At 39.2% G+C, this 23093-nt stretch carries 20 protein-coding genes and 2 pseudogenes; 18 read left to right on the top strand and 4 right to left on the bottom strand.

All coding sequences use genetic code 11. The annotated features are described in order from the left end of the window. Positions 1-116: 116 nt before the first annotated feature. Entirely contained in the window at positions 117-1406 is a 1290-nt protein-coding gene (gene fadL, locus H1X92_RS01990; RefSeq protein WP_180558633.1) for a long-chain fatty acid transporter FadL, read from the bottom strand. Positions 1407-1767: 361 nt separating this feature from the next. On the opposite strand from fadL, the pseudogene H1X92_RS01985 reads away from it, so the two are divergent. The 4 genes and pseudogenes from H1X92_RS01985 (at position 1768) to sixA (ending at position 6535) form a co-directional block, all read left to right on the top strand. Then, positions 1768-2063 (top strand): annotated as a pseudogene (locus H1X92_RS01985) (YfcZ/YiiS family protein). 248 nt (positions 2064-2311) lie between these two features. Next, positions 2312-3610 (top strand): acetyl-CoA C-acyltransferase FadI, encoded by a 1299-nt coding sequence (gene fadI / locus H1X92_RS01980; RefSeq protein WP_180558632.1) that lies wholly within the window; start codon positions 2312-2314, stop codon positions 3608-3610. After that, positions 3610-5784: a fatty acid oxidation complex subunit alpha FadJ gene (gene fadJ, locus H1X92_RS01975; RefSeq protein ID WP_180558631.1), complete on the top strand. Its 2175-nt coding sequence runs from the start codon at positions 3610-3612 to the stop codon at positions 5782-5784. The genes fadI and fadJ overlap by 1 nt, the downstream gene beginning before the upstream one ends. 247 nt (positions 5785-6031) lie before the next feature. Beyond that, the gene (gene sixA, locus H1X92_RS01970; protein ID WP_180558630.1) at positions 6032-6535 is read left to right on the top strand and encodes a phosphohistidine phosphatase SixA; all 504 of its coding nucleotides are present in this window, start codon (positions 6032-6034) and stop codon (positions 6533-6535) included. 13 nt (positions 6536-6548) lie between these two features. Here sixA and smrB read toward each other — a convergent pair whose 3' ends face one another. After that, positions 6549-7097, bottom strand: a complete 549-nt coding sequence (gene smrB / locus H1X92_RS01965; RefSeq protein ID WP_180558629.1) for an endonuclease SmrB — start codon at positions 7095-7097, stop codon at positions 6549-6551. 223 nt (positions 7098-7320) lie between these two features. Between smrB and prmB the strand changes: the two genes are divergently transcribed. From prmB to H1X92_RS01940, 5 genes and pseudogenes are all read left to right on the top strand, one after another. Then, the gene (gene prmB / locus H1X92_RS01960; protein ID WP_180558628.1) at positions 7321-8253 is read left to right on the top strand and encodes a 50S ribosomal protein L3 N(5)-glutamine methyltransferase; all 933 of its coding nucleotides are present in this window, start codon (positions 7321-7323) and stop codon (positions 8251-8253) included. Between the two features lie 85 nt (positions 8254-8338). Next, a complete protein-coding gene (gene aroC, locus H1X92_RS01955) occupies positions 8339-9409 on the top strand; it encodes a chorismate synthase (RefSeq protein WP_180558627.1) in 1071 nt (356 codons plus the stop codon). 19 nt (positions 9410-9428) lie between these two features. Then, positions 9429-9971, top strand: a pseudogene (locus tag H1X92_RS01950) (elongation factor P hydroxylase). Positions 9972-10001: 30 nt separating this feature from the next. Continuing rightward, positions 10002-10277 (top strand): YfcL family protein, encoded by a 276-nt coding sequence (locus H1X92_RS01945; protein WP_180558626.1) that lies wholly within the window; start codon positions 10002-10004, stop codon positions 10275-10277. Between the two features lie 55 nt (positions 10278-10332). Next, the gene (locus H1X92_RS01940; protein WP_180558625.1) at positions 10333-10839 is read left to right on the top strand and encodes a GNAT family N-acetyltransferase; all 507 of its coding nucleotides are present in this window, start codon (positions 10333-10335) and stop codon (positions 10837-10839) included. Between the two features lie 28 nt (positions 10840-10867). On the opposite strand, the gene mnmC is transcribed toward H1X92_RS01940, so the two are convergent. Then, on the bottom strand, positions 10868-12898 hold the full coding sequence (gene mnmC, locus H1X92_RS01935) for a bifunctional tRNA (5-methylaminomethyl-2-thiouridine)(34)-methyltransferase MnmD/FAD-dependent 5-carboxymethylaminomethyl-2-thiouridine(34) oxidoreductase MnmC (protein ID WP_180558624.1): 2031 nt from the start codon (positions 12896-12898) through the stop codon (positions 10868-10870). 206 nt (positions 12899-13104) lie between these two features. Between mnmC and fabB the strand changes: the two genes are divergently transcribed. Continuing rightward, positions 13105-14325, top strand: a complete 1221-nt coding sequence (fabB, locus tag H1X92_RS01930; protein ID WP_180558623.1) for a beta-ketoacyl-ACP synthase I — start codon at positions 13105-13107, stop codon at positions 14323-14325. Positions 14326-14414: 89 nt separating this feature from the next. Here the strand turns inward: fabB and H1X92_RS01925 are convergent, their stop codons facing one another. Further along, positions 14415-15329: a DMT family transporter gene (locus H1X92_RS01925; RefSeq protein WP_180558622.1), complete on the bottom strand. Its 915-nt coding sequence runs from the start codon at positions 15327-15329 to the stop codon at positions 14415-14417. A 113-nt stretch (positions 15330-15442) separates the two neighbouring features. On the opposite strand from H1X92_RS01925, the gene H1X92_RS01920 reads away from it, so the two are divergent. The 8 genes from H1X92_RS01920 to dedD all read left to right on the top strand — a co-directional run bounded on the left by H1X92_RS01920 (position 15443) and on the right by dedD (position 23044). After that, positions 15443-16240, top strand: a complete 798-nt coding sequence (locus H1X92_RS01920; protein WP_180558621.1) for an AraC family transcriptional regulator — start codon at positions 15443-15445, stop codon at positions 16238-16240. Between the two features lie 99 nt (positions 16241-16339). Further along, on the top strand, positions 16340-17470 hold the full coding sequence (gene pdxB / locus H1X92_RS01915) for a 4-phosphoerythronate dehydrogenase PdxB (RefSeq protein WP_180558620.1): 1131 nt from the start codon (positions 16340-16342) through the stop codon (positions 17468-17470). A 32-nt stretch (positions 17471-17502) separates the two neighbouring features. Next, on the top strand, positions 17503-18513 hold the full coding sequence (locus tag H1X92_RS01910) for an aspartate-semialdehyde dehydrogenase (protein WP_180558619.1): 1011 nt from the start codon (positions 17503-17505) through the stop codon (positions 18511-18513). Next, positions 18513-19328, top strand: coding sequence for a tRNA pseudouridine(38-40) synthase TruA (gene truA, locus H1X92_RS01905; protein WP_180558618.1), 816 nt, complete (start codon positions 18513-18515; stop codon positions 19326-19328). Before H1X92_RS01910 ends, truA begins: the two co-directional genes overlap by 1 nt. Before the next feature lie 58 nt (positions 19329-19386). Next, positions 19387-20064 (top strand): DedA family protein, encoded by a 678-nt coding sequence (locus tag H1X92_RS01900; RefSeq protein ID WP_180558617.1) that lies wholly within the window; start codon positions 19387-19389, stop codon positions 20062-20064. Positions 20065-20177: 113 nt separating this feature from the next. Then, positions 20178-21131: an acetyl-CoA carboxylase, carboxyltransferase subunit beta gene (gene accD, locus H1X92_RS01895; RefSeq protein ID WP_180558616.1), complete on the top strand. Its 954-nt coding sequence runs from the start codon at positions 20178-20180 to the stop codon at positions 21129-21131. Positions 21132-21135: 4 nt separating this feature from the next. After that, the gene (gene folC / locus H1X92_RS01890; protein WP_180558645.1) at positions 21136-22437 is read left to right on the top strand and encodes a bifunctional tetrahydrofolate synthase/dihydrofolate synthase; all 1302 of its coding nucleotides are present in this window, start codon (positions 21136-21138) and stop codon (positions 22435-22437) included. Further along, positions 22427-23044: a cell division protein DedD gene (dedD, locus tag H1X92_RS01885; protein ID WP_180558615.1), complete on the top strand. Its 618-nt coding sequence runs from the start codon at positions 22427-22429 to the stop codon at positions 23042-23044. Before folC ends, dedD begins: the two co-directional genes overlap by 11 nt. The last annotated feature ends 49 nt before the right edge of the window (positions 23045-23093 follow it).

Below are 23093 nucleotides of genomic sequence, written 5' to 3'. Positions count from 1 at the left end.
GTGGATGCTGGTATTGCTACGGTATTAAGATTTAAGATTATTATCACTAAATATTTCCTACTAACCGATTTTAGGAAGGATAGCTGTGGCTATCCCTTTTATGTTTTCAGCAAAAATTAAAATTTGTAGTTAAAGTTAACGCCAGCTAACCAAGCGCTTCCACTAGATTTAAATTCATAGGCCGGCAGAGCTGGGCTAGCAGGTATTGCCGGCATTTCTTCTTTGATTTTTACGTTTTGACCATGCATGTAGGAAATTCCTACGTCAACTGAAGCATTTTCGTTAAAGGCATAAGTCGTACCGGCACTGATCCAAAAGCGATCTTGATCAGGAATTGAGATCGAGCGATTTTTAGCTGGCACCGGGCTATCATCAAAGGCTATACCAGTACGAAACGTCCAATGATCATCATGATAGTAGGTAGTGCCTAACGCAATTCGGAAAACATCTTTAAAGCCTTCATGTTTATTGAATAAAACTCGTCCGTCATCTTTTGCGGTGGCTTTCAGTTCTTTGAACTGACTCCAACTGGTATAGGCTAAACTATAATGAACAGCCCATTTAGGTGCGACTTTATTATAACCGGAGATTTCCCAAATTTCAGGTAGATTCAAATTGAGTTTACCTTTAATGCTGTTGCCGCCTAAACCACCAGGTATGAATGTGGGAAGCTCATTACTATAGTCGCCGTTAAACTTTATTTTAACTTCTGAACGATAGGTAAAGCTGTAACGATTATTCTCATCTAATTCATACAAAATACCAGCTTTCCAGCCATATCCCCAATCATCACCTTTAAGTTTGGCAATAGTGGTTGATTCAGGTAGCCCTTTTAGACGTCCAAGCTCCCCCATATGACGGGTAATTTCTGCATCGGCATAAACTGCATTTAAACCCAAACCTGCACTGAAATGCTCATTAAACCGATAAGCCCCACTTAAATTAAGGTTAAGTGTGGTCAGATCGGTTTTGCCGCCAATAGGCCCGGCATTATAGTTGTGATTGAATTCGGTGGCTAAGCCGTAATTAGTGGTAATTGAAGAACCAACCGCCCATTTTTCATTTACTGGAAAAATAAAATGGGCATTGGGTATCCAGGCATGAGGAGCGATGTTTCTTGAAGTGGTACTGTTACCAGTGACAGGTGATTTTCCTTTTATATCAACGTCAGGATTAATATAAATTGCACCAAAAGAGAGCACAGGGTTATTGAATAACATCATAGCAGCTGGATTGCGACTACCAACGCTAGCATTATCGCCAATCGCACCTTCGCCTGAAAAAGCACGCCCCAATGCAGAGGTGGAATATTCGTTTAGTTGAAAGCCAGCAGCGCTAGCATTTGTTGAAATAAAACTTACAGCCATTGCCAAAATTGTATGTTTGAACAGGTTTTTCTGGTTCATGACCAAAACCCCTTAAATTATATTTATGATAAGAGCGACATTGTTAGTCGCAATAGAAAGGCCAGCAATTGTATTGGCTCCATGCCAATATGGCAAATCAGACCAGTTGACAGAGTATAGAATTGAATACCGGTTTTATTACAAGCATGTTCACCGCGTATGTGTTATTTGTTTGTAAAAATGTGATTTATTTAACATAAATTGATGCATCATTTATGCGAAGTGGTTGAGACAGGGTAACAATAGGATATTAGATCAAATAACTATTTGATATTTTATAAATTATTAGATAGTGACTAGTATCTTTTTGTTAATTGGCGTTATGATTATATTTTGTTAATGTTTATTGTTGGAAATAATTATGTCGGATGCTAAAAATCGTTGTCATGCTGAAGAAACTGCTGCTTGCTGTTGTGTTGATGTGGGTACAGTGATAGATAATCAAAATTGTACTGCTTCTTTTGAAAAAATTTTTTAAATCAACATGAAGCTGAAACAATGTTAGCACAGTTGATGGAAAAAGCGCGCGCCGTTGAATCGGAGCCTTGTAAGATCGAACATCAGATTCAGCCTATTGCTGAGGGTGTCAAATTAATAGCGAATTTTACCTTTTGTTGTGAAGCTGAAACGCTAATTTTTCAATTAAATTTACGTTAATTGAGTTTAACCCTGCCTACAGATATTCTGTAGGCATTTGATCCTTGAGCTGTGCTCAATATTTTGACTTGTTTAACAAATAAATATTCATATCTTGTGTGCCGCCTCTCAGTTTTTAATTTTTATTATTTTTCTTTCACTACATTTGAATAACAATTGATTATCAGATCAGACCTCTGTGAAGTATTGGCAATGATTAACTATAGTTTCATTTTTCATTTTTTATAAAAAGGGAAGCGAGATCTGCTATGAACTACAACGTTAAGAATACTGATCGTATCGCAATTGTTACTGGGTTACGCCTTCCTTTTGCTAAACAGGCAACGGCTTATCATAATATACCTGCTGTCGATTTAGGCAAAATGGTAGTTCGTGAATTAGTTATTCGTAGTGGTATTGATTCTCAATTTATTGATCAAGTGGTTTTTGGCCAAGTCGTTCAGATGCCTGAAGCGCCGAATATTGCTAGAGAGATTGTTTTAGGGGCAGGGCTACCTGTTTCAGCAGATGCTTATAGTATTTCTAGAGCCTGTGCTACTAGTTTTCAGGCTATTACCAATATTGTTGAAAGTATGATGGCAGGCACCATCAAGGTAGGTATTGCTGGTGGTGCTGATTCATCATCAGTTTTACCTATTGGGGTAACTAAAAAAATGGCAAGTACTTTAGTTAACCTTAATAGAGCAAAATCAATAAGCCAACGTTTGCGACTCTTAAGCACATTAGGTTTTCGTGATTTTCTTCCAGTCTCACCCGCAGTAGCCGAATATTCTACAGGTTTAAGAATGGGAGATACTGCCGAACAGATGGCAAAAACCTATCATATCAGTCGTGAAGAACAAGACGCTTTTGCTCATCGTTCCCATATTCTAGCTGCCCAGGCTTGGGATAGTGGTGTATTACATAAAGAAGTTATGACAGCCCATATACCGCCTTTCCGAGAGTCATTATCGGAAGATAATAATGTTCGAAAAGACTCAACCCTTACTTCTTATGCAAAGTTAAAACCCGCTTTTGATCGTCAACATGGTACTGTTACCGCTGCGAACAGTACGCCAATGACTGATGGTGCTGCTGCCGTAATGTTGATGTTTGAATCCAATGCGAAAACATTAGGTATAACCCCATTAGGTTATATCCGTAGTTATGCTTTTTCGGCTATTGATGTATGGCAGGACATGCTGTTAGGCCCTTCTTATGCAACACCATTGGCTCTTAAGCGCGCTGGATTAAGTTTAAAAGATCTTACCCTAATTGATATGCATGAAGCTTTTTCTGCTCAAGTATTAGCCAATATAAAAATGTTTGCGAGCAAAAAATTTGCTCAAGAGAAATTAGGGCAATCTGAAGCAATTGGTGAAATTAATATGGAAAAATTTAACGTACTAGGCGGCTCTATTGCTTATGGCCATCCATTTGCTGCTACAGGCGCTCGTATGGTGATACAGACACTTAATGAGTTACATCGTCGTGGTGGTGGTTTGGCGTTAACAACCGCTTGTGCAGCAGGCGGTTTAGGTGCAGCAATGATTTTGGAGGCTGAGTAATGATAACCAATAAAAATGAAGAAAAGAACTTACCTGCAATTACTAGCTATCCGGTATTTCATTTGTCCGTCCAACAAAACAATATTGGTGTTATTTCTATTGATGTTCCTGGCGAAAAAGTTAATACATTAAAAGCTGAATTTGTTGATCAATTTTATATGATATTACAGCAGGCGCAAGCAATCGCGGGTTTGAAAGGTATCGTTATTATTTCAAATAAACCAGGGTGTTTCCTTGCGGGTGCTGATATTAGTATGATTTCCAATTGTAGAACAAAAGAAGAAGCTACACAGCTTGCTATGACAGGGCAAAAATTATTCACCCTGCTTGAAAATTATCCACTACCGGTGGTCGCAGCAATTGATGGTGTATGTTTAGGCGGCGGATTAGAATTAGCGCTTGCTTGTCATATAAGAATTTGTACTCTGTCAGAAAAAACGCGTCTTGGTTTACCTGAGGTGCAATTAGGCTTAATACCTGGCTCTGGAGGAACACAACGTTTACCTCGTTTAATTGGTTTAATTAATGGATTAGATTTGATTTTGACTGGTCGACAATTAAGACCAAAGCAATCATTAAAATTAGGTTTAGTTGATGATATTGTTCCGAGCGAAATTTTATTGGAAACGGCAATTAGCTGGATTGATAAAGGAAGAAAAGACAAAGCATGTTTGCCTCTTAGACGGCGTTTATCAGAATTACCCATTATCAGAAATATCTTATTCGCCATAATTAAAAATAAAACAAATTCAAAAAGTAAAGGTCATTACCCAGCGTTAGAAAAAGCGATTTCAGTAGTTACTATTGGCTATGAAAAGGGTATGCAAGCCGGGCTTGAAGCAGAAGCAAAAGCCTTTGGGGAGCTGGCAATGACACCAGAATCCGCTGCTTTACGCGGTCTTTTTTTTAGCTCGACATCGCTAAAAAGTGAAATGGGTAGTTTTGAAAAATCTGCTACAATTCATCAGGTGGGTGTGTTAGGCGGCGGTCTCATGGGAGGCGGTATTGCCTATGTGACAGCAACGCGTGGAAAATTACCTGTTCGAGTGAAGGACATTAACAATAGTGGGCTTAATCAGGCATTAAAATTTAGTTGGCATCGCTTAACGGAGCAAGTTAAACGTAAACGCATTTCTGTACGAGCACGTGATCAACAGATGATGTTAATTTCAGGCACATTAGATTATAAAGGCCTTGAAAAAGCACAAATTATTGTAGAAGCTGTTTTTGAAGATTTAGCATTAAAGCGTCAAATGGTACAAGAAGTGGAGGCCATGACATTAAATGAAGTTGTTTTTGCCTCTAATACATCTTCGTTACCTATTCATAAAATTGCAGAGTTTGCTAAACACCCAGAACGTATAATTGGACTTCATTACTTTAGTCCAGTCGATAAAATGCCATTGGTTGAAGTTATCCCTCATAGTAAGACGAGTAATAAGACGATTGCTACTGCTGTGGCATTGGCAAAAAAACAGGGTAAAACTGCAATTGTTGTTGCTGATGGTGCAGGTTTTTATGTTAATCGCATATTAGCACCTTATATTGCTGAAGCGACCCGTTGTCTGTTAGCTGGTGAATCAATTGAGCATATCGATAATGCTTTAGTTAAATTTGGTTTTCCCGTTGGCCCATTGACCTTGCTAGACGAAGTTGGAATTGATGTAGGCACTAAAATTATGCCGGTGCTTGTTGAACAATTTGGCGAACGATTTTCTGTTCCTTCAGAACTTAATATCATATTGGAAGATGATAGAAAGGGACGTAAAAATGGCCGTGGCTTTTATCTTTATAAGAAAAATAAGATTAGTTGGCCTTGGTGTAAAAAACAGCGTCAAGTCGACACAACCATTTATAAATTACTTAATATTCAACCGAAAACAATTTTATCTGATCAGGAAATTGTTCAGCGCTGTATTATGCTGATGCTGAATGAAGCTACTCGTTGTCTTGACGAAGGGGTTATTCGTCATGTAAATGATGGTGAGATTGGTGCAGTTTTTGGAATTGGTTTTCCTCCTTTTACTGGTGGACCATTTCGATATATGGATCAACAGGGTATAGCGAATATTGTTGACATAATGCATCAATTGGCACAGAAATATGGTAACAATTTTGTTCCTTGTGAAAGGTTAATTCAAATGGCTAAATCAAATAAAAAATTTCATCAGTAGTCGTTTATTGCTAGTACTTTTAAACCTTACTAATTTCATGGCCTTAAGCGTAATTTCTATTTAACTTAATATAAAATAAACTTTTTTTTCGATTTTTATGAAAATAAAGCGGTTCCTTTTTTTGTGATTTTAGTGCAGAATCTCGGGTTGCCTTGCCCTGCATATTTTCCGACAACAACATTAGCGAGTAATTAGAGGGCTCCTATGTAGGGGGTTAGGTGAAAATATTTTACTCAAATGGTGGATTATGCAAGTTTTTATTATGCGTCATGGTGACGCAACTCTAAATACAATTAATGATGCAGCAAGAGAACTCACTCTTAAAGGAATAGAAGAATCTAAATTAATGGCCAGTTGGCTAGCACAACAAAATCCAGTCTTCGACCGAGTGTTTACCAGCCCATATGTAAGAGCAGTACAAACTTATCAGGCAATGCAGCCATTATTGCCATATTCAGGTCAACAGGAAGTATTAGCGGAACTTATTCCTGATGGCGATCCGCAATCTATTGCTAATTATTTGCAATTACTTGCCGAGGGAGGTGTAAGCACAGCATTGATTATTTCACACTTGCCATTAGTCGGTTATTTGGTATCGGCTTTATGCCCACAAGAAATCCCACCTATGTTTGCAACCTCTGCAATTGCTTATGTAGAGATAAATACGGAAATGCGGCACGCGGAATATAGATGGCAACGGGCACCTTCTCAAATTTTGCAAAGTGTTAATAAACTAGCTGCACATTTCTAGTTGCTTTTAGCTGTTATCTGCGTTGAGTTTCATCGGTTTCGACCAGGATCAGCAACGAAGCGCTACCACCCCAAACTTTGGGGGCTTGATGAAAAGCAGTGATATTAGGATGTTGAGCAAGCCAAAGGGGAATTTGCTGTTTTAAAATGTGTTTTCCGTGACCATGCATAATACAGGCACAATGGATATTATCTCGGTAGCAAGCTGCGATTAGTGCTGCAATTTCTTGTTTAGCTTGTCGTTGAGATAAACCATGTAAATCGAGAAACAGTTCAGGCGTATAATCACCCCGACGTAGTTTTTTTAATTCATAAGGATTTATATCGGGTCGTAGATAACGAGTAGGCCCTTCTTCTGCCAAAAGGGGTTGATATTCATCGGAAAAGTAATAACTAACATCGAGTTGCTCTTGGAGCAAACGTTTTGCCGCAAATTGCGATTTTATTCGATGATGTCGTTGTGGTGAGTGACTAACGATATCATGTAGTAAAGGTTTAGTCCCTGCGACTGTTTCCTTGAATAGTTTTATTTCCTCAGCACTCAATTTGAACTTATTTTTCATTGTCATTCTGTTAATCAATTAGTCAATTATTCTGTTAATTTTATCTTAATTTTTCTGTTATTACCTTCCTTATAAGCTGTAAGCTTTATCAGATATGGCTAGTATTCGAATGTTAATTAATGTAGTTGCTATAAAATTCCTAAACAATAAGCTGATTTGTTGAGTTGTTCATGGCAGACTATCAGTATTAAATAGATCAACCTTTTATTGGTTAGGAGGAGTTTTGGACAAGATTTTTGTAGATGAGGCGGTTGCGGAACTACATACCATCCAAGATATGTTGCGTTGGGTAATTAGTCGGTTTAATGCAGCAAATATTTATTACGGTCATGGAACAGATAATTGTTGGGATGAAGCTTTGCAACTTGTTTTGCCATCACTTTTTTTGCCCTTGGATATTCCTCAACCATGGTGGGTTTCTCGTCTGACGCTAAGTGAACGTCATCGTATCGTGGATCGAGTATTACGTCGTATTAATGAGCATATCCCCGTTGCTTATTTAACCAATAAAGCCTGGTTTTGTGGACATGAATTTTATGTTGACGAGCGTGTATTGATCCCCCGTTCTCCGATAGGCGAACTAATTAATAAACATTTTGCCGGCATCATTAATTATGAGCCAGCAACTATTCTAGATATGTGCACTGGTAGTGGATGTATTGCTATTGCCTGCGCTTATGAATTTCCGCAAGCACAAATTGATGCGGTTGATATTTCGGCTGATGCATTGGCAGTCACTGAACAAAATATTATCGATCATGGCCTGGCCGATCGGATAGTACCTATTCGTTCAGACCTGTTTTTGAATATGCCACAAATTAAATATGATTTAATGGTTACTAACCCACCCTATGTGGATGCTGAAGATATGTCTGATTTACCAGCTGAATATCTGGTCGAGCCTAAATTAGCGCTTGCAGCAGGGTCTGATGGTTTAAAACTTGTCAGGCGAATTCTAGCCAATGCCTCACGTTTTCTAACAGAAAATGGAGTGCTAATTTGTGAAGTTGGCAATAGTATGTTACATCTTATTGAACAATATCCGGATATGCCGTTTACTTGGTTGCAGTTTGAACAGGGTGGCGATGGGGTGTTTATGCTAACGCAGAAACAACTCATTGAACATCAAGAGAAATTTAAATTATTTATTGATTAACGGGTAATTATCTTTTTTCATACAATAAAATAATTTATTCATTAATTATTATTATGATAAATGAGAAAAATAGGAAGCAGAGGGGATGGCGGGAAATTCGATTGGACAGCTTTTTCGTGTAACCACATTTGGTGAATCGCATGGTTTAGCACTAGGATGTATTGTGGATGGCGTTCCTCCTGGTATGGCGTTATCAGAAAAAGATCTGCAAACCGATTTAGATCGTCGTCGGCCTGGCAATTCTCGTTATACGACTCCACGCCGTGAACTTGATCAGGTTAAAATTTTGTCCGGTGTTTTTAATGGCATAACGACCGGAACGCCTATTGGTTTGTTGATTGAAAATCAGGATCAACGGTCGCAGGATTATAGTGAGATCAAGGATATTTTTCGCCCTGGGCATGCAGATTACACTTATCAACAAAAATATGGTTTACGTGACTACCGCGGTGGCGGGCGTTCTTCAGCACGTGAAACGGCCATGCGTGTTGCTGCGGGTGCGATCGCAAAAAAATATCTGCAACAAAAACTAGGTATAACTGTTCGGGCTTATTTAAGTCAAATGGGTGATATTTGTTGTGAACTAAAAGATTGGGATTTAGTTGAACAGAATCCTTTCTTTTGTCCTGATGCAACAAAATTGGATGCTTTGGATGCCTTATTACGTTCATTAAAAAAAGAGGGTAATTCAATTGGGGCTAAAGTAACTGTTGTTGCTGAGCATGTTCCAGCCGGATTAGGTGAACCTGTTTTTGATCGATTGGATGCGGATATTGCCCATGCAATGATGAGTATCAATGCCGTTAAAGGTGTTGAAATTGGGGCTGGTTTTAAGGTGGTCACATTAAAAGGCAATGAAAATCGGGATGAAATAACCCATGACGGATTTGCCAGTAATCATGCCGGTGGTATATTAGGTGGCATCAGTAGTAGTCAACCGATTATTGCCCATTTAGCTTTAAAGCCGACTTCGAGTATCACCATACCGGGTAAAACAATTAATCAGCAAGGTGATGAAGTTGAAGTGATCACCAAAGGACGTCATGATCCCTGTGTCGGTATCCGGGCTGTACCGATAGCCGAAGCGATGATGGCAATTGTACTTATCGACCATTTTTTACGCCATCGAGCACAATGTGGTGAGCCAGATTTTTAATGGTATGATGTAAATATCAATGAAAGAACATAATTATAATCATCTTATTAACATTTTTAGTATTTGTTTTGAGAAATAGTATTGCACACGTTTAATTAAAGGAGATGATGAACCTATCTATCTGCCTGCAGATAATGAAATACCCTATCATCGAATTATTTTTGCACGTGGTTTTTATGCGAGTGCTTTACATGAAATTTCCCACTGGTGCATTGCCGGCGAAATTCGGCGCCAACAAATAGATTTTGGTTATTGGTATTATCCAGATGGCCGGAATGAGCAAACACAAAACGCTTTTGAAAAAGTTGAAGTTAAACCGCAAGCACTTGAATGGATGTTTTGTGTGGCGGCAGCATTTCCCTTTAATGTTAGTTGCGATAATTTGGCCGCTAATTTTGAACCTGATCGGTTTGCTTTTCAGTGCAAAGTTTATCAGCAGGTGCTGGATTACCTAGCAAATGGTATCCCGGCCCGAGCGGAGAGATTTATTCAAAATCTACAATTGTTTTATAATACGCCTCCCTTAGTGAAGCAAAATTTCATTTACCCCAAAGAGCTATAAAAAATTTAGCTAGTATAAAGGAACAAAACCATGCTTGCGGAATTGGAAACGCGTATTTTAACGCAAATTGATAACAATGTTGATGATGCTAGTCAAGATGAGCTTTTTGCGGGTGGTTATTTACGTGGCCATTTAACATTAGCTATTGCTGAACTAGAAGCTGAAAATAAAAATAATATTGCAGCGCTTTCTGATCGTGTTGAAAAGAGTATTGATCAGGCAATTAAGGCTGGTGAATTAAGTCCCCCTGATCAGCGATTGATATTAAATACTTGGCGCAAGTTGTTAGAAAATGCGCTTCAATAAGCATAAAGTGAGTAACTTTAAATAGTGTATTGTCGCATTTTTAAATGGGGTAACGATGTTGGTAAGATTGGCACTACCCACTGAAGCAGAAAAATTAGTCAATATTGAACGGTCAGCGGCGACTTTATTTCGTCAAATTCCCGAGCTTGCTTGGCTTGCTGATGCACAAGGTAAATCCATTAACCAACATTTAGAGTTTATTGTTGATGGCGATTGTTGGGTAGCCGTTGTGGAACAACAGCTTGTTGGTTTTATTGAAGTTGAAGTGATGGATCAAGCTTTGCATATTTGGGAATTATCCGTTGCTAGCCGATGGAAGAGAAGAGGAATTGGTCAGATTTTATTGCAACAGGCCATTATTCAAGCAAAACAGCTAAGCTGTGATCATGTTACTTTAACAACTTTTCGTGATGTTGCCTGGAATGGCGCTTATTATCAAAAATTGGGTTTTACAATTATTCCGGCCGAAAAGCTTACTTTGCCACTACAAGCTATTTTAAAAAGAGAAGTGGCGTATGGATTTACTGCATCTTCGCGTTGTGCAATGCAATATACTCTTTAATAGAGATTAAATATTTTTTGTTAAAAAGTTATTTATCTAGTTTAATCGCTCGGCCTTGCAACAATTTTCTGATCCAAAATCGGTTAGGATGGAGATTAGCCAGTATATCGTCGGCAAAAGGTAATGGTTCAGCAAAAATTTGGCTGCAAAGTAATTCCGCGCAAATTGGCGCACTACACAATCCTCTTGCTCCCAATGCACCAATAACAAATAGATTGGCATGAACAGGCGCTTGCAAAATATGCTGCTGCTCATTGAGCTGTTTATCTAATTGTGTATATTGAAGAATAAGTTGATTAACATCGGGTACATTACCGACCATTGGTAAATGATCACGTGTAACACAGCGAATGCTTTGACGTGATGCATTTTGGCTGATATCAACTTCTTTTGTCCATCCAACATCAGGCAAACAAGTTAACAAGCGAGAATGGTTTTCTTGTTGCTCCAGTTTGGAATATTCTAGTGTCAGTTGATGACGTTTATAACTCGCGCCTAAGCAGTGATATTGATGATTAGCTGGCGTTAAATATCCGGCATAACAGAGTGTTGTTTGCAGTTGGTTGAGTGTCAAAGTGGTCGGAATATGACTAACTTGTCCTCGAACAGCACTAACTGGCAATTTTTCCGTTTGAGAAAATAGAGGTAATTGATGGCCATTAGCGATAATAACGGTTTTATGCGTTATTTGCCGTTGCGCTTGTCCTTGTTTCAATATCAATTTCCAGCCAGCGGGAGTATTTTCAAGTTGAATAAGACGATGATTAAAATAACTTTTTAAACCTTGTTGTTGCGCATATTGCCAGCTATTGAATGTCAACTCGGCTGGGCATAACCAGCCGGCAGTTGGATAGTAAATGCCATCATGGTTAACATCAACACCACAAATAGTTTGTAATGTTTGTCGAGTTTCATAGCGCGCAAAGTCAGAAGGCCAGTTTTTTGTCAATATTTGCTCGATTTTTTGTTGGCTTTTTACGCCATAACCTAATTGCACTAAGCCGCTCCAGTCATGTTCAAATGCAATGCCTAACTGTTCAAGTTGACTATAGTAACGTTTTGCATAAGAAAAAGCGGTAATAAAAAAGCGCTCTAAGCTATCGTGACGACCGGTTAATAATGGATAAAGTGCACCTTGACGATTGCCAGAAGCGTTTTGTGCCACGCAGGGATCTTGGCAATATAAAGTTATCCGACTACCTCTACGTAATAAAGCAAGCGCAATCATCATACTGGCAATACCGCCGCCGATAATGGCAATATCTTCAGTGGTGGATGCAGCTTGTCGAGCAAACCAGGGCTGTGGAGCAAGTTGCTGATTTGCAGGTAATTGACCGATTAGCATTTCACGTTTACGGCCAAAACCTTTGATTTTTTTTACTTTAAAACCGGCTTTTTCTAATCCACGACGAACAATACCGGCTGAAGTGAAAGTGGCAAAAGTGCAACCATTACGTCCCCAATTTGCCATTGTAGTGAACAGTTGTTCACTCCACATTTCGGGATTTTTAGCTGGAGCAAAACCATCTAAAAACCAACTGTCTATTTTATTGAAAAAATTAGCTTTTAATTGAGGTAATTGTATATTTATATCGCCAAACCAGAGATCGAGGATTATTGCCCCATTTTCTATAACTATTCTATGACAACCAGGTAACGATTGAGGCCATTGTTGACAAATTTGTTTAGAAAAAGTGGCGAGCTCAGGCCAAAATTGATGAACGCTTATTAAATCTGTAATAGACAAGGGATATTTTTCAAAACTGATATAGTGTAAAAGTTGTAATTGGTTTTTAGGTGCTTGTTGGCGAAACTGGATAAATAACTGACAGACTGCCATAAAGTTTAGTCCAGTGCCAAAACCCGTTTCTGCAATAACATACTGTTTAGCTGAGTGAGAGAAAAAGCGATTTGGCAACTGATTGCCGGCTAAGAAAACATAACGGGATTCTTCTAAACCATTTTGGTTACAAAAATAGACATCATCAAACTGTTCAGAGATGGGGATAGCTTGTTCATTCCAGCTTAATTTAGCTTGGCTGATCTCATTTGTATTCACAAAATTATCTACAATATTTTAAATAATTAGCCAATTGTAACGAATTTAATCTGAGTGTGCTAGCTAGCGCTAAAATATAAAAGTGACCAAAGATAATATTTTCTGCAAATTTTTACCTGATCGGACTTGTTCAGCTTACAAGTGTAAGCTAAAGTAACAGGCTAAACTCCCAGTAAATGAATTTCGACTATGAGGTAATACAATCAATGAAGCGTGCAGTCATCACTGGTCTGGGCATTGTCTCCAGCATAGGTAATAACCAGCAAGAGGTACTGGCTTCTCTGAAAACGGGTCGTTCTGGCATCAGGTTTTCAGAAGAATTTGAAAAAATGGGGTTACGCAGCCATGTCTGGGGTAATATTCAACTAACGGAAGAGTATATTAAACAAAAAATTGACCGTAAAATTCTTCGTTTTATGAGTGATTGTTCTATATATGCTTACTTGTCGATGGAAGAGGCTATTTCGGACGCTAAATTGACGCAGGCGCAGATCTCAAATATTCGTACCGGTTTAGTGGTTGGCTCTGGTGGTGGCTCACCGCGTAATCAATTGGCTGGCTCTGATGGTATGCGGGCAAAGGGATTACGCGGTGTTGGTCCCTATATGGTCACCAAAGCAATGGCTTCAGGTGTTTCAGCTTGTTTAGCCACGCCGTTTAAAATTAAGGGCGTTAATTATTCTATCAGCTCTGCCTGCTCAACTTCCGCCCATTGCATTGGCCATGCTGTTGAGTTGATCCAATTAGGTAAACAGGATGTTATTTTCGCTGGTGGTGGTGAAGAGTTAAGTTGGGAATTAACCTGTGAATTTGACGCAATGGGGGCATTATCGACTAAATATAATGCAACTCCAGAAAAAGCTTCACGCACCTATGACCAGGATCGGGATGGTTTTGTAATTGCTGGCGGTGGCGGTATTGTTGTGGTAGAAGAATTAGAGCATGCTTTGGCGCGTGGCGCACATATTTATGCTGAAATTGTCGGTTATGGTGCAACCTCAGACGGTTATGATATGGTTGCCCCTTCCGGTGAAGGAGCTGTGAGATGTATGAAAATGGCATTGGCAGATGTTAAACAGGTTGATTATATCAATACTCATGGCACTTCAACGCCAGTTGGCGATACCAAAGAATTAGAAGCAATTACTGAAGTGTTTGGTAGCAATACGCCAGCGATTTCAGCGACTAAAGCAATGACCGGCCATTCTCTGGGGGCAGCAGGGGTTCATGAAGCTATTTATAGTTTGTTAATGTTAGAGCATGGATTTATTGCCCCAAGCATTAATATTGATAATTTAGATGAAAAAGCGCAAGCAATGAATATTATTACGCAGGCCACTGAGCAGAAATTAAATACGGTAATGTCAAATAGTTTTGGGTTTGGTGGAACTAATGCCTCGTTGGTAATGAGTAAATATCATTCATAAGTATTTTACTATAAAAAACAATTACCTACTGATAATTTATCAGTAGGTTTTTTGTTATTTACAATATAATCAATTGATTAAATAAGTTATTATTCTTTTTTATTAGCGTTAGATTGGTGGTGATTAAAAAGTTGTGTTAATGGAGTGCTTAATTGCTGCGCTAAAATAACACCGAGTAACACACCCCCACCACCAATTAAATGGTAGCTGTGCATTTTTTCTTTTAAAAATAAAACAGCGATAATGGCCGTAAATACCGGTGCTAAATTCATAAATATTGAGGTTGTATTAGCGCCAAGTCGAAACACTCCTTGGATCCATAAATAGGGTGCAATCAGCGAAGCGGCAATTCCGGCAAATAAGATCAAATTAATATTTGCCGAGGTAATCTCTACTGATTTAGCCAGTAAAAAGTTAGGCAATAATAGTATCAAAGCAAAACTAATTTGGATGTAAAGTGATTGCCAATTGGGTAATGGGATCGCCCAATGCTTGGTTAATACCCCATAGAGTGAATAAGAAAGAGCAGCAATAAACATCAGTAATTGCCCTCGATTAATTCCCTGGCTAAAAAATATCATTGGTTCACCTTGACTAACAAGCCAGATAAGCCCCAGTAAGGATAAAAGGCTACCGATCACTATACCAATAGTAGGAATAGTACGTAGCACAAAAATGCTGAGTATCACCGTTAACAAAGGAATAACTGAATTTAATACTCCCATAAAGGTGGCACTAACCGTATGAGCAGCATAATAAGCCAAACTTTGGTAAAGAACCATGCCAAGGGCGCCTAATATAAACAGTTTGCCGCCATATTGTCTTATTATTGTGCGATTTTTAACTATCCCTTTAATCATAAAAGGGGTGAGTACTAAAAAGGCCAATAACCAGCGATAAAAGGAAATAGCGGCAGGATCAATAACATTTGCCGCGGCTTTACTTACCACCGCATTAATTGACCATAATAAAACCGCGAGCAGGGGAAAAAGAAAATTTTTCATTATTGAGTCATATTTACCTTCTGATAACTATTATGCTATTTTAACATTGTCTATTTTATTATATATATTTATAATCAGCCAATTGATCCACCCTTTCTGTCAACATTACTGTGATGAAAAAAATTAGACATAGACTTGAGCCTAATATTATTGAGCCAAAATTTATAGTTTTTCGGAATAATGAATGGTTAGGTGATACTGAGTGTCAATTACATCGCCATAGCTTTGGCCAATTAATTTATGTAGTGAAAGGTGTGATAGAGATGCAAGTGGCTACGCAGCATTATATTGCGCCCCCGGAATTTTGTATCTGGATCCCATGCGGTGTTGAACATGCCACTTACAACAAAAAAAGTGTTAAGTTTAATATATTAGATATTTGTCAAACAGTTAGTCATGTTTTATGTAAAAAACCCTGTATTATTCGTCAAACACCTATTTTTCATACCATATTATTAGATTTTTATGCGCGTAACATAACCCAACCAACAAGCGCAGAAGATATTCGCTTAGCTAATGTATTGATTGATCAATTAAAACGTTCACCTATTCAAAAGACCTATTTACCCGCCAGTAAAGATAAATTTTTAGCGCCTATTTTAGCGCAATTACAACAAAATCCAGCAGATAATACCGCTTTAGCGATATGGGCCAAGCGGGTTTATACCTCAGAACGTACCTTGTCACGTCGTTGTCAGCAGGAACTGGGGATGTCATTTAGTGAGTGGCGCCAGCGGTTACGTTTTTTACATGCCATAATGAAATTGGAGCAAGGACAGACTGTTCAACAAGTGGCTTTTGATGTCGGTTATAGTTCTGCATCAGCATTTATTACCATGTTTCAACAGATTTCAGGCACAACACCAGAACGCTTTCGCCAAAAAAGTGACGCTGAGCAAACCAGTTGTTAGGATTTATATCATTAACATGGCAAAATAGCATCTTGCTACCTAATCGAATAGTAAAAAGCGATGGGTTAATTTTAATAAAGATAATTGGGCATTAGATAAGTGAAAATATTGGTTGATGAAAATATGCCTTACGCAACTCAATTGTTTGCAACATTAGGTGAAGTTAAGGCAGTTTCTGGGCGATCAATCTCATCGTCACAGCTAGCAACAGCAGATGCTTTAATGGTGCGTTCTGTTACTCAAGTCAATGAAGTATTACTTAAAGAGAGTAAGGTAAAGTTTGTTGGTACTGCAACAGCCGGATTTGATCATGTTGATAGGCAATGGTTAGCGCAAGCGGGTATCGCTTTTTCTGCTGCACCGGGTTGTAATGCGATCGCGGTGGTAGAGTATGTTTTTTCCGCTTTGTTGTTACTGGCTGAACGTGATGGTTTTGATTTGCGAGAAAAAACAGTCGGTATTGTTGGAGTTGGCAATGTTGGCAGTCGTCTTAATGCACGTTTAAAGGCTTGGGGCGTGAATACATTACTTTGTGATCCGCCTCGGGCAGAGGCAGCTGTTAATAGCGAACAATTTTGGTCACTAGAAAAACTAGTTAGTCAGGCGGATATCTTAACTTTTCATACCCCTTTAAATAGATCTGGCCGCTATTCATCTTATCATTTATTAAATGAAGAGTTGCTAGCTGCCATGCCGGCGGGACGTATTTTGCTAAATACTAGCCGCGGGGCTGTTGTTGATAATCAAGCATTATTAAAAGCCTTAGAAAATGGTAAGAAAATCGACGTGATATTGGATGTTTGGGAACATGAGCCCTCTCTTTCCTTACCTTTGTTAGCTAAAACTCGCATTGGCACGCCACATATTGCCGGTTATTCTCTAGAAGGTAAAGCGCGTGGTACTACTCAGATTTTTGCCGCATTTAGCCAGTTTTTAGGCCAAGAGGCGCAAATTAAACTAGCTGATTTATTACCTATTGCAGAGTTTAATGAGATTACCTTTCGCGGTGAATTAACCCAGGCAAATTTAAAACGTTTAGTACATTTAGTTTATGATGTTCGTCGTGATGATGCGCCATTAAGAAAAGTTGCTCATCTTGTTTGCGAATTTGATCATTTACGCAAATATTATCCAGAACGCCGTGAATGGTCATCGCTAAAGGTCAGTTGTGATAATGTCGATGCCGCTAACATATTAAAAATGCTGGGTTTCAATAGTAAATTAATTTGAGCGAAATGCACAGAAGATTGGAGAAAACCAACATGACAGAAGGTTGGAGTATTGCACTATTAGGCGTTACCGGCGCGGTCGGTGAAGCCGTATTGAGTTTATTACAAGAGCGCCAGTTCCCTGTTGGTGAGTTATTTCTATTAGCTAGTGAAAATATTGTCGGAGAAAGTATCCGTTTTAATGGAAAACAACACTCTGTCATGGATGCACAGTTATTTGATTGGACACAGGCACAAATCGCTTTTTTTGTTGCCGGTACAGCAGCATCTGCGCGTTATGCAGAGCAGGCGGCACAAGAGGGTTGTATAGTCATTGATAGTAGTGGTTTATTTGCGCTAGAACCGGATATTCCATTAGTCGTACCTAATGTTAATCCTCATGTGCTGGCTGATTATCGTAACCGTAATATTGTTGCCATTGCTGATAGTTATGTCAGTCAATTGTTAGTCGCCATTAAACCGCTAATCAATGTTGCCGGTATTCAACGTTTAATCTTAACCAATTTATGTTCAGTTTCAGTGCATGGTAAAAGTGCAGTGGATGAATTGGCCGGTCAAAGTGCCCGATTATTAAACGGTTTACCCGTTAATAATGACCGTTTTGCTAAACAGTTAGCATTTAATCTATTACCCTTACTAAGTGATATTGAAGGTTCTGTCCCACAAGAGCGCTGTTTAGTTGATCAAGTGCGTAAAATTTTACAGAATGATGGATTATCGATAGTTGTCAGTTGCATACAAGCGCCGGTTTTTTATGGTAATGCACAAGTGGTTCATGTGGAAACATTACGTCCAATGACCGTGCAAGAAGCCTGGCAAGAAATTGCTCAATTTGATGATATTCAGTTAGTTGGCGAAGATAACTTTCCAACTCAGGTAACCGATGCTTCAGGTAGTGATCAATTAAGTATCGGTTGTATGCGTAATGATTATGGCGCACCTGAGATATTACAGTTTTGGTCGGTAGCCGATAATACCCGGTTTGGCGGTGCTCGAATGTTAATAGAAACTGCGGAGCAATTAGTGCAGGAGCAATATTATTAATGTTGGAAAAGCAACCTTCTTTGCCGATGACTAAAATTGCCTTAGGCATTGAGTATGATGGTAGCCATTATTATGGTTGGCAGCGACAACAACAGGTAAAAAGTATCCAAGCTTGTTTGGAGTTTGCGCTTACTAAGGTTGCGAATGAGTCCATCCAAGTCTGTTGCGCTGGACGCACTGATGCGGGGGTGCATGCAACAGGCCAAGTGATCCATTTTGAAACTTCTGTGATACGTAAAGACTCTGCCTGGACAATGGGTGTTAATAGCCATTTACCTGCTGACATTGCCGTACGTTGGAGCAAAGTTGTTGAACCGGATTTTCATGCTCGTTTTAGTGCCACCGCGCGTCGATATCGTTATATTATTTTTAATCACCGATACCGACCAGCGATATTAGCCGCAGGCGTCACTCACTATCATGCACCTCTAGATGCTGAAAGAATGCATATTGCTGCTCAGGCCTTGGTTGGTGAGCAGGATTTTACTTCATTTAGAGCTATTCAGTGTCAATCTAAATCGCCTTGGCGTAATATAAAGCATGTTCATGTCAACCGTTATGGTGACTATATTGTGGTTGATATCAAAGCCAATGCCTTTGTTCATCATATGGTACGCAATATTGTTGGTAGTTTGCTGGTGATAGGCTGCGGTGAGCAGGATATTAGCTGGATAGCCGAGCTTTTAGTATTGAAAGATAGAACTAAAGCGGCGGCAACTGCAAAAGCAGAAGGGCTTTATTTAGTTGCTGTCGATTATCCGTCAAAATATAAATTACCTAAAACGACCGTAGGACCACTTTTTTTACCAGAATAATGAATTTAATTTTGCGTTTAAATAGGCAGTGTTAAAGTTGCCAACTATTGGATTTTTTATGGAATTTATTACTTTTATTATTGATTTTATTATACACATCGATCTTCATTTAGCTGAATTAGTTGCTAAGTATGGCATTTGGCTATATGCCATTTTATTTTTGATAGTATTTTGTGAAACTGGACTCATTGTTACGCCTTTTTTACCGGGTGACTCACTATTATTTGTGGCTGGGGCATTAACGGCATTGGAGAGTAATGATCTAAACGTTCATTTAATGGTAGTATTAATAATTATTGCTGCGATTATTGGTGATGCGGTTAATTATACTATTGGTCGCTTATTCGGCGAGCGTCTATTTCGTAATCCCAATTCAAAAATTTTTCGCCGGGTCTATTTGGAAAAAACGCATCAATCTTATGAAAAACATGGCGGTAAAGCGATTATTTTAGCTAGATTTATACCTATTATTAGAACGTTTGCTCCATTTGTCGCAGGGATGGGAAAAATGTCGTATCGGCATTTTGCTTTTTATAATGTGGCCGGGGCTTTATTATGGGTTCTATTATTTACTTATGCGGGTTACTTTTTTGGCGATTTGCCAATTGTTCAGCAGAATTTAAAATTATTAATTGTGGCAATTATTTTAATTTCTATTCTGCCGGGTATTATTGAGATTTGGCGCTATCGTCGAGCATCAATTAAGGAAAAACAGGTTGTTAAACCAAAAGAATAGATAGTCATTAGCAGGTTTGATCAGTTTTTTATCCACTATGCTTTGGCATTGTGGTTTAATGATTAACATAATAATGAGACTGATAATGTAATTTCAGACAGAAAGGTCTATTAATGAGCTGGATTGAAAAGATTCTTAATAAAAGCAATATTACCCAGACCCGTAAAGCGAGTATCCCAGAAGGGGTCTGGACAAAATGTGATAGCTGCGGGCAAGTGCTCTATCGTGCTGAATTAGAAAGTAATTTAGCCGTATGTCCAAAATGTGATCATCATATGCGTATTTCGGCCCGTCAACGTCTGGCTTCTTTTCTTGATGAAGGAACCACGGCAGAATTAGGTAGTGAATTAGAACCGAAAGATATTTTGAAATTTCGGGATTCAAAGAAATACAAAGATCGCATATCAGCGGCACAAAAAGCGACACATGAAAAAGATGCTTTAATTGTGATGAAAGGCACGCTTAAAGGTATGCCGGTTATCGCGGCAGCTTTTGAATTTGCTTTTATGGGTGGCTCAATGGCGTCGGTTGTTGGTGCACGTTTTGTACGTGCGGTTGAGCAAGCACTGGAAGATAATTGTCCACTGGTTTGTTTTTCTGCCAGTGGTGGTGCTCGTATGCAAGAAGCATTAATGTCGTTGATGCAAATGGCAAAGACTAGTGCAGCACTGGCGAAGATGCAGGAGCGAGGGCTTCCCTATATTTCAGTACTTACCGATCCAACCATGGGTGGAGTATCAGCAAGTTTAGCCATGTTAGGGGATATTAATGTTGCCGAACCGAAAGCGCTAATTGGCTTTGCAGGGCCTCGAGTTATTGAGCAAACAGTACGTGAAAAATTGCCAGCTGGTTTTCAACGTAGTGAATTTCTGATTGAAAAAGGCGCGATTGATATGATTGTCAGACGGCCTGAAATGCGGGATAAATTAGCTGAATTACTGGCTATGTTAACTCATCAAACCGTTCAAGACGAAAGTCAAATCGATGTTATTACCTTAGTTGACGATGATCTGGAGCCACCCTATCGTGAGAAACCCGAAATTGATAACAAATCCGATCAAAAATGACAATATATCTGATCCCTTGATGATACCAGAGGCGTCTTCTTCTTTAGCCAGCTGGTTAACTTATTTAACCAATCAGCATAGTAAAATTATCGATATGGGGTTGGAGCGAGTTGGTATCGTTGCTCGGCAATTGGATCTTTTGCATCCTGCACCGAAAGTGGTTACGGTTGCTGGAACAAATGGTAAAGGAACCACTTGCCATACACTGGAATCTATTTTAATTGAAGCCGGATTAAAAGTCGGCGTTTATAGCTCTCCACACCTGTTAGATTATACAGAGCGTGTCAGGATCCAAGGTGAGACGTTGCCTGAAGAGGAGTTTTGCCGTGTTTTTGCTGATATTGAATCTAAACGCGGCACAACTACGCTGACCTATTTTGAATATGGCACCTTAGCTGCGTTGCAATTATTTAAACAAGCTAAACTTGATGTGGTTATTTTAGAAGTCGGATTGGGTGGCCGGTTAGATGCAACCAATATTGTGGATGCGAATATTGCTGCGATCACCAGTATTGCACTGGATCACATTGATTGGCTGGGTAGTGATCGTGAACAGATTGGCTATGAAAAAGCCGGAATTTTTCGTTCAGGGCGCTATGCGGTTGTGGGTGAGCCGGATATGCCAAAGTCGATTAATGAGGTAGCGCAAGCCGTTGGCGCAAAGTTATTTCGTTGTGGGGTAGATTGGCAATTTGCGCCACAAAATGATCATTGGGATTGGCAATCTCTTGAGCACAATTTTAAGCAGTTACCTTTGCCAAATGTCCCATTGGCCAATGCTGCCACAGCATTGGCAATTATTGATTGTTTAATCAAAGAGGGTGATGCCATTAGTCAGGCCATATCATTGCAGGCTATTCACCGGGGATTAATCAAGGCAAAATTACCAGGCCGTTTTCAAATTATTAGCCAGCAACCTTGTGTAATTTTAGATGTTGCCCATAATCCTCATGCGGCGGCTTATTTAGCTGATAGACTCTCTGGCTTGCCCAAACAGGAAAATACTAAAGTCCATGCTGTTGTTGCTATGTTAGCCGATAAAGATATAAAAAGTACTTTATCTTATCTGGCTCCTCAAGTTGATAAATGGTATCTCGCTTCATTAAGTGTCATACGCGGCGCTGGTGCTGAACAATTAGCACAATATGTTGATTCACCTTACCAATTTGATACGGTTAAAGATGCCTGGTTGCAGGCCATGGCGGCAGCTAACGAACAGGATATTGTAGTGGTTTGTGGCTCGTTTCATACTGTCGCTGAAGTTATGGAACTGCAAACAAAAGAGGAAAGCTTAAGTGGCCAGTAAGTTTCAAAACCGTTTGGTGGGAACGATTGTTATTGTTGCAGTTGGCGTTATTATATTACCGGTATTATTGGATGGTAATAAGAAATATAATGAGACTGAATTTGCAGCGATCCCTTTGGTGCCTAAAGCCAGCGATGAATATGAAATTGAACCTATTGCGCCAATTAATCCTAAACCACTAGTGACACCTTCAGAAAGCGCTGCACAAGCAATGATTTCTGCAGCCATTTCTGATTCAAAAGCCAAAATAGCAGATAGCCAGTCCACTCAACAACAAACAAAATCAAAAGCCGCAGCCAAAGTTGAAAAATCAGCGTTGGAGCCAGAACAAAATACTAAATCGAATGAGAAAACCCAAGCGCCACAGGGACGGGCTTATGTCATTCAATTGGGCGTATTGAAAAATGCAGCAAAAGTGGAAGAGATTATTGCCAGATTACGTTTATCTGGCTATCAGGTCTACACTGAACCCACAATACCGGTTAATGGTCAATTGACACGAATTTTTATTGGCCCGAATGCGTCGAGAGAAAAATTGCAGTCCAGTTTGCCGGAATTGAAAGATTTAACCGGCTTACAAGGTCAAATACGCAGTTATAAACCTTAAAGTGGGTATGTACTAATAGACAAAACATATTAATACTAATCGATTATAT

Origin of the sequence: Arsenophonus endosymbiont of Apis mellifera (genome assembly GCF_903968575.1) — a bacterium.
Classification (GTDB): Bacteria; Pseudomonadota; Gammaproteobacteria; order Enterobacterales; family Enterobacteriaceae; genus Arsenophonus; species Arsenophonus apicola.
The sequence above is the reverse complement of the archived record's forward strand: the minus strand, read 5'-3'. Positions and strand labels throughout refer to the sequence as shown.

Coding starts and splice junctions, on each gene's coding strand:
- H1X92_RS01920 (WP_180558621.1), top strand. CDS start 15,443: ATGAAAAAAATTAGACATAGACTTGAGCCTAATATTATTGAGCCAAAA.
- smrB (WP_180558629.1), bottom strand. CDS start 7,097: ATGAAAAATAAGTTCAAATTGAGTGCTGAGGAAATAAAACTATTCAAG.
- sixA (WP_180558630.1), top strand. CDS start 6,032: ATGCAAGTTTTTATTATGCGTCATGGTGACGCAACTCTAAATACAATT.
- accD (WP_180558616.1), top strand. CDS start 20,178: ATGAGCTGGATTGAAAAGATTCTTAATAAAAGCAATATTACCCAGACC.
- H1X92_RS01945 (WP_180558626.1), top strand. CDS start 10,002: ATGCTTGCGGAATTGGAAACGCGTATTTTAACGCAAATTGATAACAAT.
- fadJ (WP_180558631.1), top strand. CDS start 3,610: ATGATAACCAATAAAAATGAAGAAAAGAACTTACCTGCAATTACTAGC.
- fadL (WP_180558633.1), bottom strand. CDS start 1,406: ATGAACCAGAAAAACCTGTTCAAACATACAATTTTGGCAATGGCTGTA.
- aroC (WP_180558627.1), top strand. CDS start 8,339: ATGGCGGGAAATTCGATTGGACAGCTTTTTCGTGTAACCACATTTGGT.
- truA (WP_180558618.1), top strand. CDS start 18,513: ATGTTGGAAAAGCAACCTTCTTTGCCGATGACTAAAATTGCCTTAGGC.
- H1X92_RS01925 (WP_180558622.1), bottom strand. CDS start 15,329: ATGAAAAATTTTCTTTTTCCCCTGCTCGCGGTTTTATTATGGTCAATT.
- H1X92_RS01910 (WP_180558619.1), top strand. CDS start 17,503: ATGACAGAAGGTTGGAGTATTGCACTATTAGGCGTTACCGGCGCGGTC.
- H1X92_RS01900 (WP_180558617.1), top strand. CDS start 19,387: ATGGAATTTATTACTTTTATTATTGATTTTATTATACACATCGATCTT.
- H1X92_RS01940 (WP_180558625.1), top strand. CDS start 10,333: ATGTTGGTAAGATTGGCACTACCCACTGAAGCAGAAAAATTAGTCAAT.
- fabB (WP_180558623.1), top strand. CDS start 13,105: ATGAAGCGTGCAGTCATCACTGGTCTGGGCATTGTCTCCAGCATAGGT.
- fadI (WP_180558632.1), top strand. CDS start 2,312: ATGAACTACAACGTTAAGAATACTGATCGTATCGCAATTGTTACTGGG.